This window comes from Streptomyces sp. NPDC055815 (assembly GCF_053616475.1).
In genome coordinates this window covers 60,003-69,931 of the sequence record NZ_JBSHDU010000045.1, presented here as the reverse complement: position 1 = coordinate 69,931, position 9,929 = coordinate 60,003, and the positions used below count along the sequence as shown (strand labels likewise).

General features: G+C 74.4%; 11 protein-coding genes and 2 tRNA genes. 4 read left to right on the top strand and 9 right to left on the bottom strand.

Annotated elements, in window-relative coordinates:
- Positions 1-17 precede the first annotated feature (17 nt).
- A tRNA-Val gene (locus ACWGN5_RS26375) sits at positions 18-92 on the bottom strand.
- Positions 93-131: 39 nt separating this feature from the next.
- Positions 132-578: an SRPBCC family protein gene (locus ACWGN5_RS26370; protein ID WP_453519451.1), complete on the bottom strand. Its 447-nt coding sequence runs from the start codon at positions 576-578 to the stop codon at positions 132-134.
- Positions 579-670: 92 nt separating this feature from the next.
- Here ACWGN5_RS26370 and ACWGN5_RS26365 point away from each other — a divergent pair, with 92 nt between their 5' ends.
- Positions 671-3,607, top strand: coding sequence for an SCO7613 C-terminal domain-containing membrane protein (locus ACWGN5_RS26365; RefSeq protein WP_453519450.1), 2,937 nt, complete (start codon positions 671-673; stop codon positions 3,605-3,607).
- 50 nt (positions 3,608-3,657) lie between these two features.
- Here ACWGN5_RS26365 and ACWGN5_RS26360 read toward each other — a convergent pair.
- Positions 3,658-3,732 (bottom strand) — tRNA-Val (locus ACWGN5_RS26360).
- 54 nt (positions 3,733-3,786) lie between these two features.
- Positions 3,787-4,209 carry a TIGR02611 family protein gene (locus ACWGN5_RS26355; RefSeq protein ID WP_453519449.1) on the bottom strand — a complete coding sequence of 141 codons (423 nt, stop codon included), beginning with the start codon at positions 4,207-4,209 and terminating at the stop codon, positions 3,787-3,789.
- A gap of 190 nt (positions 4,210-4,399) precedes the next feature.
- Between ACWGN5_RS26355 and ACWGN5_RS26350 the strand changes: the two genes are divergently transcribed.
- The gene (locus ACWGN5_RS26350; RefSeq protein ID WP_015032345.1) at positions 4,400-4,813 is read left to right on the top strand and encodes an SsgA family sporulation/cell division regulator; all 414 of its coding nucleotides are present in this window, start codon (positions 4,400-4,402) and stop codon (positions 4,811-4,813) included.
- Between the two features lie 192 nt (positions 4,814-5,005).
- On the top strand, positions 5,006-5,563 hold the full coding sequence (locus ACWGN5_RS26345) for a CGNR zinc finger domain-containing protein (protein WP_453519447.1): 558 nt from the start codon (positions 5,006-5,008) through the stop codon (positions 5,561-5,563).
- Between the two features lie 10 nt (positions 5,564-5,573).
- Here the strand turns inward: ACWGN5_RS26345 and ACWGN5_RS26340 are convergent, their stop codons facing one another.
- Together ACWGN5_RS26340 and ACWGN5_RS26335 are read right to left on the bottom strand one after the other, a co-directional pair.
- Complete coding sequence (locus ACWGN5_RS26340) at positions 5,574-5,738, bottom strand: hypothetical protein (RefSeq protein ID WP_177181792.1); 165 nt, start codon at positions 5,736-5,738, stop codon at positions 5,574-5,576.
- 120 nt (positions 5,739-5,858) lie between these two features.
- On the bottom strand, positions 5,859-6,272 hold the full coding sequence (locus ACWGN5_RS26335) for a hypothetical protein (protein ID WP_453519444.1): 414 nt from the start codon (positions 6,270-6,272) through the stop codon (positions 5,859-5,861).
- Between the two features lie 178 nt (positions 6,273-6,450).
- Between ACWGN5_RS26335 and ACWGN5_RS26330 the strand changes: the two genes are divergently transcribed.
- Positions 6,451-6,969, top strand: a complete 519-nt coding sequence (locus ACWGN5_RS26330; RefSeq protein WP_453519443.1) for a DsbA family protein — start codon at positions 6,451-6,453, stop codon at positions 6,967-6,969.
- Between the two features lie 3 nt (positions 6,970-6,972).
- Here ACWGN5_RS26330 and ACWGN5_RS26325 read toward each other — a convergent pair whose 3' ends face one another.
- From ACWGN5_RS26325 to ACWGN5_RS26315, 3 genes are read right to left on the bottom strand one after another with little or no spacing between them, the layout of a single operon-like run.
- Positions 6,973-7,812 carry a GNAT family N-acetyltransferase gene (locus ACWGN5_RS26325; protein WP_453519441.1) on the bottom strand — a complete coding sequence of 280 codons (840 nt, stop codon included), beginning with the start codon at positions 7,810-7,812 and terminating at the stop codon, positions 6,973-6,975.
- Positions 7,813-7,854: 42 nt separating this feature from the next.
- A complete protein-coding gene (locus ACWGN5_RS26320; protein WP_453519439.1) occupies positions 7,855-8,685 on the bottom strand; it encodes an aminotransferase class IV in 831 nt (276 codons plus the stop codon).
- Positions 8,682-9,767, bottom strand: a complete 1,086-nt coding sequence (locus ACWGN5_RS26315) for a chorismate-binding protein (protein WP_453519437.1) — start codon at positions 9,765-9,767, stop codon at positions 8,682-8,684. Before ACWGN5_RS26315 ends, ACWGN5_RS26320 begins: the two co-directional genes overlap by 4 nt.
- Positions 9,768-9,929 lie beyond the last annotated feature (162 nt).

Below are 9,929 nucleotides of genomic sequence, written 5' to 3'. Positions count from 1 at the left end.
CGGGCCTTCGATCCGGGTGGTGGGCGATACTGGGATCGAACCAGTGACCCCTTCGGTGTGAACGAAGTGCTCTCCCGCTGAGCTAATCGCCCGGGAACGGGTTGAACCATACAGGTCTTCGCGCCCCTGGTTCAAACCGCGCGCAGGTGGGCCGCGAGTCCGCGCCGGCCGCCGCGCATCATCAGGGCGTGGTTGGCGCGGAAGACGGGCCGTCCGGGGACGGCGAACACCCGCAGCAGCCGGGCCCGGACCTCGACCTCCTGCTCGTACAGGGCGTGCGTGCCGCTGCCCTCCGGGGTGAGGGTCCAGCGGGCCCAGCCCTCCAGGTCCCCGCCGAGGCCGACCTCCAGGACGCCCTCGGCCGGGTCGCGGCGCAGGGCCCGGGCGGTGACGGCGAGCTCGTACGGGAGGAGGGAGCGGAAGCGTGCGGTGCCGGTGGCCTCGTCGACCGGGACGACCTCGCGGACCTGGGGCCACCAGCGGGGGTACTCCTCGGCGCGTTCGAGGACCGCGTAGACGGCCTCGGGCGGGGCGGCGAGCCGCCAGACACAGCGGAAGCGGTACCGGCACCAGTCCATGCCCCCAGTGTGGACGTACTCAGGCGGGAATCGCGGAAATCTGAGTACCGGGACGCATTCCCGGCGGCTGTGGCCGGGGCCACACTCCGGACATGGACAACTCCCTGCCACCCGCGGACGAGCTGGTGCTCGTCGACCGCGAGCTGGCGCAACTCGACGCCCGCCGCTCCCGGTTGCTGGCCCGCCGCGCCTGGCTGATCCAGGTGCTGTACCCGCCGGTCACGGCGGCGGCCCCGGCGCCGCCGCCGTGGCCGGTCGGGGACTCGACGCCGCGGAGCGCGCAGAACGTGCTCCTCACGCTCGGCGGCACGCTGCTCACGATCGCCGCGGTCGCCTTCACGCTGGTGAGCTGGGGCTCGATGGGGATCGGCGCCCGCGCGACGGTCCTGGCCGTGGTGACCGGTGCGGCGCTCGCGGCGCCGGTGACGCTGCTGCGCAAGGGCCTGGTGTCGACGGCCGAGTCGGTGGCGGCGCTGGGCCTGGTCCTGACGGTGCTCGACGCGTACGCGCTGCACCGGGTGGCGCTGCCGGAGACGGGCGGCCTCGGCTACACGGCGGTGGCGTCGGCGGTCCTGGCGGGCGCGTGGACGGCGTACGGCTCGGCCCTGCCCCGGCTGCGGCACCCCCTGCCGGTGGCGGTGGTCGCCGCGCAACTGCCGCTGCCCCTCGCTGTCCTCGCGGCCGGCGGCGGGTCGACGGCCTTCGCCTGGGCGGCGCTCCTCACGGCGACCGTGGACGCGGCGGTCGTCCTGTGGACCCGCCCGGCGGCGATCCGGATCACCGCGGGCACGGCCGCGGCCGGCCTGGGCGGCTGGGCCCTCCTCACGGGCGGCTGGCTGTCCCTGGTCACCCCGTGGTCGGGCGCGCCCCTGCTCCTGGCGGGCGCGGTGGTGTGCCTGTACGTGGCATGGCGCGCCCCGTCCTTCGCGACGGCGACGTCGGCGATCGCGGGCCTGTCGCTCCTGGCGGCAACCGGCGGCCTCCTCCGCACGGCCCTCCCGGCCGACTGGGCGGTACCGGGTTACGTGCTCTGCGCCCTGGCCCTGGCATCGGTCTGGCGCCTGGGCGAGAGGAAGCCGACCGGGGCGGGCGCGGAGTCCGGTCCGGCGGACGCGGCCGGCACGGAATCGGGCCCGACGCCGCCGACCGACAGGAAGCCCGGCGCGGGCGCCTCGGTCGGGGCGGAGTCCGGCGCGGGCGTCTCGGCCGGCGAGTCCGGTCCGGTGGGCTCCGCCGACGCGGAATCCGGCCCGGCGGGCTCCGGGGGCGGCATCGCCGTGGCCGGCGGACGCCTGCCGTACGGGATCCGGCTCGGGCTCGCCGGTGCGGGCGCCGGTGTCGCGGCGCTCGGGGTCGTCTGGGCGCTGCCGCCCGCGGTGGTGGGGCTCCTCGGGCCGCTGGCCCGGACGACGGACGTCTGGTCGGGCGAGCACGCCTCGCGGGCCCTGACCTCGTACCCGGCGACGGCCGTCCTCGTCCTGGCGGTCGCCGCCGCCGCTCTCGCGGTCGTCCCCCGCCTCTGGGCCCGCTGCGGGGCCCTCGCCCTGGCCTGGGCCCTGCTCACGGCCCTGCCGGTCTCCTTCGACCTGCCGTACGCGGCGACGCTCACCCTCCAGCTCCTCACGACGGCGGCGGCCCTGTGGATCGCGGTCCGCCCGGGCCCGCTGACCCTCGGCCTGCGCGCGCCCGCCGCTCCGGCGGGACCGAAGGCCGGACACCCCGCCGCGCCCGGCCCGGGCACGCAGGACACCGAGGCCACACCGACGGCCGCAGGCCCGGCCACCAGCCAGGGGGCCGGTCAGGGCGCCGGTCAGGCCGCAGGCCCGGCCACCGGCCAGGGGGCCGGTCAGGGCGCCGGGCAGGCCGCAGGCCCGGCCACCGGCCAGGGGGCCGGTCAGGCCGCAGGCCAGGGCGCCGGTCAGGGCGCCGGTCAGGGCGCAGGCCAGGGCGCGCCGGAGGCCGCAGCCGGGCCTCTGCCTTCCGGAGCCGCGGCCCCTGCCGCCGCGCCTGCGGCCCCCTGGCCCGGGTGGGCGCCCTCCCTGCCGCGACGGCAGCCCCCCGCGCCCGGGAGCGTGCTCGGGTGGGTCGCGTACGCCGGTGGGCTCGCCTCCGCCGTCGGCGCGGTGGCTCTGGGCCTGGACGTCCGGGGCGCCACCTTCGGGGCGCTCGGCGCGGTCCTCGCCCTCTTCGTGGGGGTCGCGGTGCTCGGCGCCGGCGCGCGTCGGGTCGTCTCCGCCTCCGGGGCGGTGGTCGCGGCGACGGGGCTCGTGTTCGCCGTCGCCGCCGCCGGTGGCTTCGAGGACCACTGGACGGCGCTCACCCTGCTGCTCATGCCCGCGGCGACGGCCGCCGTCGGCTTCCGGGCGCCGCGTCCGGTGGCCCTGGCGGTCGAGATCACGGGCGGCGCCGTGGGGCTGCTCGCCCTCGGGATCGCCGCGTCCCGGCCCGCGTTCCTGGCGCTCGCACTGGCCCTGGGCGGGGTGGTCGCGGCGGCGACGGCCGTACGGCCGGAGCGGCGGCGGTTCGCCTCGTGGACGGCGGCGGCGCTGTTCCTGCTCGCCACGTGGGTGCGGCTCGCGGTCTGGGACGTGACGACCCCGGAGGCGTACACGCTCCCGGTGACGGTGCCCGCGCTGGCCGTCGGGTTCCTGCGGCGGCGCCGGGACCCGGAGGCCTCGTCCTGGACGGCGTACGGCCCCGGTCTCGCGGTGACGCTGGTGCCGAGCCTGTTCGCGGCCTGGACGGACCAGGAGTGGGCCCGCCCGCTGGCCCTGGGCGTCGCGGCGCTCGGGATGACGCTGCTCGGTGCCCGGTTCCGGCTCCAGGCCCTCCTGATCCTCGGCGGCGCGGTGCTCGCCCTGGACGGGCTGCACGAGCTGGCGCCGTACGTGGTGCAGGTGGTGGGCGCGCTGCCGCGCTGGCTGCCGCCGGCCCTGGCGGGGCTGCTGCTGCTCGGGGTGGGCGCCACGTACGAGCAGCGGCTGCGGGACGCCCGGCGGCTGCGGGAGCGGCTCGCGCGGATGCGGTGAGACGCCGAAGGCCCGGAGACGGTGTTCCGTCTCCGGGCCTTCGATCCGGGTGGTGGGCGATACTGGGTTCGAACCAGTGACCCCTTCGGTGTGAACGAAGTGCTCTCCCACTGAGCTAATCGCCCGGGCGCACCGCAAACATTACCCCATGTCAGCGGGGCTCCCGAACCATCGGAAGGTCACTCGTCGATCTTCCACGGCATGACGAAGCCGAACTTCCAGAGGTAGACGGCGAGCAGTGCCGCGATGATCACCAGACCGATGGTGGTGAGGATGATGTTCCGGCGGCGGACCTTGGGGTCCAGGGCTCGCTGGGCGGCCTCCGTGACCTTGCGCTTGGTCCAGCGGAGGACGAGCTGGGCCCAGACGAACTCGGTCGCCCAGATCGCCATGCCTCCGAAGATGACCAGCCAGCCGGGCCCGGGGAGCGGCAGCATCACCACTCCGGCGCCGACCACGGCGAGTCCCACGATGAAGACGCCGACCTGCCAGCTCAGATGCAGGCCTCGTCGGGACTTGATGAACTCCGGTGCGCGGGATCCCAGTTCGGCTTCCTGGCCGTCTGCGGACTCCCCGGTGCGCTCGTCACTCTCCGCATTCATACTCCCCAACCTACCGGACGGGGACCCCCCACCGGAATGGCGGTATTACCGCAGGTCACACACGCCCATACGAGCTACCTGAACGATCACAAAACCGACAGAGGGGTTTACAACGGCACCGGAGGTGGCATGTCGATTTCGCCGACGTGCGAATCCCCGAGCGCACACTGAGCGAAAGGCCCTGGCGCTTATGAACACCACGGTCAGCTGCGAGCTGCACCTGCGCCTCGTTGTGTCGAGCGAGTCCTCACTGCCTGTACCCGCGGGCCTGCGGTATGACACGGCCGATCCGTATGCCGTGCACGCCACCTTCCACACCGGAGCCGAGGAGACGGTCGAGTGGGTCTTCGCCCGCGACCTTCTCGCCGAGGGGCTGCACCGGCCCACCGGCACGGGCGACGTCCGCGTCTGGCCGTCCCGTAGCCACGGTCAGGGAGTCGTCTGCATCGCGTTGAGCTCCCCCGAGGGAGAAGCCCTGCTCGAGGCCCCGGCGAGGGCCCTGGAGTCGTTCCTGAAGAGGACCGACGCCGCCGTGCCACCGGGCACCGAGCACCGGCACTTCGATCTCGATACGGAGCTCTCCCACATCCTGGCCGACAGCTGAGCCAGGCCGAGAGCCGCACGGCGCCGTCCGACTCGGGGAGACGGCGCCGCGCGGGCAGCCACATAGGCACGAGATCCGGCGCTCCCACCGCGCAGCCGGCGCGGTGGTGGGCGCCGGTGTCGTTTTCCGGGGCGCGCTAAAGTCAGCGCCATTCCGCGGGCACCCGCCCGCGGACCGGCCAGGGAGCGAATCGTGCTGATCCCCCACGACACCCGGATCGCCCTCGACACCGTTGTCGATCTGATGAACACCGCGCCGCAGGGCGAGCGCGCCGACGAGCTCGCGGACGTCCGGGAGCTCCATGCCTTCCTGGACGCGCACAAGGTCAGCGGCGTGGGCGAGCTCGGGCCCGAGGACCTGCGCGCGGTGCGCGAGGTGCGCGAGAAGTTCGCGGCGGTCTTCTCCGCGCCCGAGGCCCGGATCGCTGCCCCCCTGATCAACCAGCTGGTGGCGGGTGCGGGCACCACCCCGCAGCTCACGGACCACGACGGCTACGACTGGCACGTGCACTACTTCGCGCCCGGCGCCTCGGTGGCGGACCACCTCGCGGCGGACTGCGGCATGGCCCTCGCGTTCATCGTCGTGGCCGGCGAGCAGGAGCGGCTGCGGCGCTGCGAGGCGCCGGACTGTGGCCGGGCCTTCGTGGACCTCTCGCGCAACCGCTCGCGCCGCTACTGCGACAGCCGCACCTGTGGCAACCGACTGCACGTGGCCGCGTACCGGGCGCGCCGCAAGGAAGCCGCGGGCTGACCCCGCCCGGTCACAGCACGAAGAGATCGTGCACGGCCGCCATCAGCAGCAGACAGCCGATCACCCCGAGGAAGATCATCAGCGGCGGCTGGGAGAGCGCGAACAGGCAGCCGCGCGGCTCTTCGGCAGGGGCGTCGGTGGCGGCGGGCACGGGCTCCCGCGAGGTATCCAGCATCTCGGGGGGATGATGACGCACCCCGGACGGCGAATCCCGCAACACGCCCCACCGCGGGGGCCGTTCACCCCTTCCCGTGGATCACGGAACGGGGACGGACACCGGAACCGCCAGAAGTGATCAGATTCCGTGCTTCTTCAGAATCGCCTCGATGTCACTGAAGTCCTCACCCGCGGACTGGCCGGCCTTGGGCTTCGCCGTCACGGCGCGGGAGGGCGCCGACGCGGCCGGGGCCACGGCTCTCGTCCCGTCTCCCCCGGCGGTCACCTCGCGGCCGGCCCGGCGCCGCTCCACGGCCCGGGTGGACAGGAAGAGCAGCCAGGCGACACCGAGCACGCCGAAGCCGGCCCAGGCCACCGGACTGAAGGCCGTCTCGGCGAGCCATTCGACCGCGCCCGTCATCACCAGGCCGAGCGGCACCAGGGCGTAGGCCGCGATCCGGGCGGCGGACAGGAACTTCTTCCGGTACGCCGAAATCGCGGCGATGCCCAGGCCCGCCGCGGACACCGCGGAACAGATGGTCTCGGCGAGCATGCGATCCTCCAGGTGCCGGGCGATACGTCCCTTCCATCCTGCACCGCGGGAGCCGTCCGGGGCCATGCCCCGAGCCCGGTCTCAGGGTGATCTCCGGGTCGCCCCGGCCGGGATCTCCTCCCCAGGGGCTGGATCGGGCCCTGATCCGGCGGACAGGCCCTGGTGGGAGACTGCTGGCATGAACGACTCCACCACCGCACCCGCCTCCCCCGTCGTCCTGGAGGCCTGGTTCGACCTCCAGTGCCCCGACTGCTTCCAGGCCCTCGACGACGTCCGCGCACTCCGTGAGAAGTACGGCGACCGGCTCGACGTACAGCTGCGCCACTTCCCGCTGGCCAAGCACAAGCACGCGTACGCCGCCGCGCAGGCCGCCGAGGAGGCCTTCGAGCAGGGCAAGGGCTGGCCGTACGCGGAGGCGCTGCTCGCCAGGACCGCCGAGCTCGGCGACCGGGGCGAGCCGGTCCTGCTCGAGGTGGCGACCGGACTGGGCCTGGACGCCGAGGAGTTCGACACCGCGCTGATCGACGGCCGGCACCTGCTGACCGTCGACGCCGACGAGGCCGAGGGCAAGGCGATCAAGGTCGCCGGCACCCCGACGTACGTCATCGGCGGCGAGCGCCTGGACGGCGGCCAGAGCCAGGAGGGCCTGCGGGAGCGGATCGAGCAGATCGCCGACCGGCTTCTGGCCGACCGGTAACCGTCAGATCAAGGGCTTCGCGCTGTTGTAGAGCGTCGTGCGGTAGCCGAGCGACTCGTAGAGCCGGATCGCCGGGGTGTTGCCCGCGAACACATGCAGTTCGAGCAGGCGCTCCCCGGCTTCCAGGGCGATCTGCTCGGCGAGCAGCATGAGGGCCCGTCCGTAGCCCTTTCCGCGCTGCCCCTCGACGACCTCGATCTCGAAGACGAAGCCGGTCGCCTTCCCGGGCTCGCGCTCCAGCCGGCCCACCCACAGATAGCCGACGACCCGCCCCTCGTGCACGGCGACGGACACGGTGACGCCCGGGGTGGCGAGGCCCTGCGGGAGGAAGCGGCGGCGGCCGTCCTCGGCCTTGGCGAGCGCCTGCTCCTCGGGGACGCCCCGGTCGATCCAGCTCTGCGCGAAGGCGGCCCGGGACTTCGCCGACCACACCTCGAACTCGGGCTCGGTCGCCGGCCGGTGCGCGAAGCCCTCCGGCAGCCGCGGCGGCTCGGCCGGCAGCTCCTTGACCATGTTCCGGCTGCGCTCGGTGTACCCGAGGGAGCGGGCCATCCGCAGGGCCGCCCCGGCGTCGGCGGGCACGGAGATCTGCACCTCGCCGCAGCCCCAGCTCCGCAGGACCTCCTCCGCGGCGAGCGCCGCCACCGTGCCCCGGCCACGGCCACGGTCGGGCTCGTCGACCCGGAGACGGTCGATCAGGCCGGAGGCGGAGCCGAAGGCCTGGTCGGTGGCGACGTGGACGGACCCGACCCGGCGGCTGTTCACGCAGATGTCGTAGCTGCGGGAACGGCCGCCGTCGGCGGACTGCTGAAGCGGCTCGGACGGCCGCAGGGTGGTGGTCATCAGAGGTGTTCTACCCACCCCGCCACCACCCGTCATCCGGATTTACCCGAGCTCCGGGTCCCGGTCAGCGGCGGCCCGCTCGTCGAAGATCCGCATCGCCTTGGCGGTGACGGGACCGGGCGCGCCCGTGAGCTCACGGCCGTCGACCCGGTGCACGGCCTGGACGTCGCGGAGAGTCGAGGTCAGGAAGATCTCGTCGGCGGACTCCAGGACGTCCAGGGGCAGATCGGTCTCCTCGGCGCCGGTCCACTCCACGGCCAGGGCCCGGGTGATGCCCGCGAGGCAGCCGGAGGAGACGGGCGGGGTGAGGATCCGGCCGTCGAGGACGACGAAGACGTTGGAGCCGGTGCCCTCGCAGAGCTGTCCCACGGTGTTGGCGAAGAGCGCCTCGGAGGCCCCCTGCTCGCGCGCCCTGGCGAGGGCGACGACGTTCTCGGCGTACGAGGTGGTCTTGAGCCCGGTGAGGGCACCCCGCTCGTTGCGCGTCCAGGGGACGGTGATCACGGCGGTGGAGTCGGGGCGGCGGCTCGTCTCGCCGAGGGCGACGACCAGGCTCGTCCCGGCGTCGCCGCGCTCCGAGCCGAGCGGGGAGAGTCCGCCGGTGTAGGTGATGCGGAGCCGGCCGAGCTCCATCGGGTTGGCCTCCAGGACGGCGGCGCAGGCCCGGCGGACCTCGTCGAGGTCCGGGTCGGGCAGGCCGAGGCCGCGGGCGGAGCGGGTGAGGCGCTCCAGGTGAAGGGTGAGAGCAAACGTTTCGCCGCGCTCCGCCTTGACCGTCTCGAAGATGCCGTCGCCGACGGTCAGTCCGTGGTCCAGTACGGAGACCCGGGCGGTCTCCGCGTCGTGCAGCCCGCCGTTGACCCAGAGTTTCATCGAGAAATGGCCCTTCCGCTCGCCTCACGGGCGTCCGACTCGTGGCCGCCCGATGCCTCGTAGGCGCCCGACGCTATCGCGACGAGCCGGTCCGCCTTCAGCTCGGTCTCGGCCCACTCCCGCTCCGGGTCGGAACCCCAGGTGATCCCGGCGCCCGTGCCGAAGCGGAGCACGCCCTCGGGGCGGTCGATCCAGAAGGTGCGTATGCCGACGGCCAGCTCACCGGTGCCCGCGTCGGCGTCGACCCAGCCGATCCCTCCGCAGTACGGACCGCGGGGCGCGGTCTCCAGGGCCTCGATGATCCGCAGCGCGCTGGACTTGGGCGCGCCGGTGACGGAGCCGGGCGGGAAGGTGGCGGCGAGCAGCTCGGGCCAGCCGGCGTCCTCGCGCAGCAGGCCGGTGACGGTGGAGACGAGGTGGACGAGGCCGGGGTGCTCCTCGACGGCGCAGAGCTCGGGGACGGCGACGGTGCCGGTCTCGCTGACGCGGCCCAGGTCGTTGCGGACCAGGTCGACGATCATCACGTTCTCCGCGTGGTCCTTGGGGAGGAGGTCGGCGGCGGTGCGGCCGGTGCCCTTGATGGGGCCGGAGGAGATCAGGGCCCCTTCCCTGCGCAGATAGAGCTCGGGGGACGCGGTGGCGATCTCCACGCCGTGGGCGGGCAGGCGGATCGTTCCGGCGTACGGAGCGGGGTTGCCCCGGGCCAGGAGGGCGGTGAGGGCGTCGACGTCGGCGGCGGCCGGGTCCGGCAGCGGCGCGGTCAGCACCCGGCAGAGGTTCGCCTGGTAGACCTCGCCGCGCGCGATGTGCTCGCGCACGCGCCGTACGCCCGCGGTGTACGCGGCGCGGTCGAGCGAGGACGTCCAGTCACCGGCGGCGGGACCGCGCCAGGCGCCCGGGACGGGCGCGGGGACCGGATCGGGCCGGACGTCCCCGAAGCGCGCGCAGGTGAGGCGCCCTTCGAAGTCCGCGCAGACGGCCCAGAAGCCTGCGGAGTCCAGCGCCTCGGGGTCGTGGGTGACGTCCCGGAGGTCGGTCGCGACGAGGCCGCCGAAGCGGGCCAGGGGAGCAAGGTCGTGCACGCATCGAGTCTAGGACGGGCCGGGCGGCGGTACGGGGTCGTGGGCGGAAGGGGCGGGGGGCGCGTGGGGTGGGGGCTCCGTGCCACCCCGGGGACACGGCGAGTGAACGCCACGCGAACCCTCCGGGAGGCCCGGCCGGGCACCGTGAAGGGCCCGCAGGTC

Bases quoted from the DNA above. Each gene is read 5' to 3' on its own strand.
- ACWGN5_RS26320 (WP_453519439.1), bottom strand. From the start codon at position 8,685: ATGAAACTCTGGGTCAACGGCGGGCTGCACGACGCGGAGACCGCCCGG.
- ACWGN5_RS26335 (WP_453519444.1), bottom strand. From the start codon at position 6,272: ATGCTCGCCGAGACCATCTGTTCCGCGGTGTCCGCGGCGGGCCTGGGC.
- ACWGN5_RS26370 (WP_453519451.1), bottom strand. From the start codon at position 578: ATGGACTGGTGCCGGTACCGCTTCCGCTGTGTCTGGCGGCTCGCCGCC.
- ACWGN5_RS26350 (WP_015032345.1), top strand. From the start codon at position 4,400: ATGAACACCACGGTCAGCTGCGAGCTGCACCTGCGCCTCGTTGTGTCG.
- ACWGN5_RS26340 (WP_177181792.1), bottom strand. From the start codon at position 5,738: ATGCTGGATACCTCGCGGGAGCCCGTGCCCGCCGCCACCGACGCCCCT.
- ACWGN5_RS26325 (WP_453519441.1), bottom strand. From the start codon at position 7,812: ATGACCACCACCCTGCGGCCGTCCGAGCCGCTTCAGCAGTCCGCCGAC.
- ACWGN5_RS26355 (WP_453519449.1), bottom strand. From the start codon at position 4,209: ATGAATGCGGAGAGTGACGAGCGCACCGGGGAGTCCGCAGACGGCCAG.
- ACWGN5_RS26365 (WP_453519450.1), top strand. From the start codon at position 671: ATGGACAACTCCCTGCCACCCGCGGACGAGCTGGTGCTCGTCGACCGC.
- ACWGN5_RS26330 (WP_453519443.1), top strand. From the start codon at position 6,451: ATGAACGACTCCACCACCGCACCCGCCTCCCCCGTCGTCCTGGAGGCC.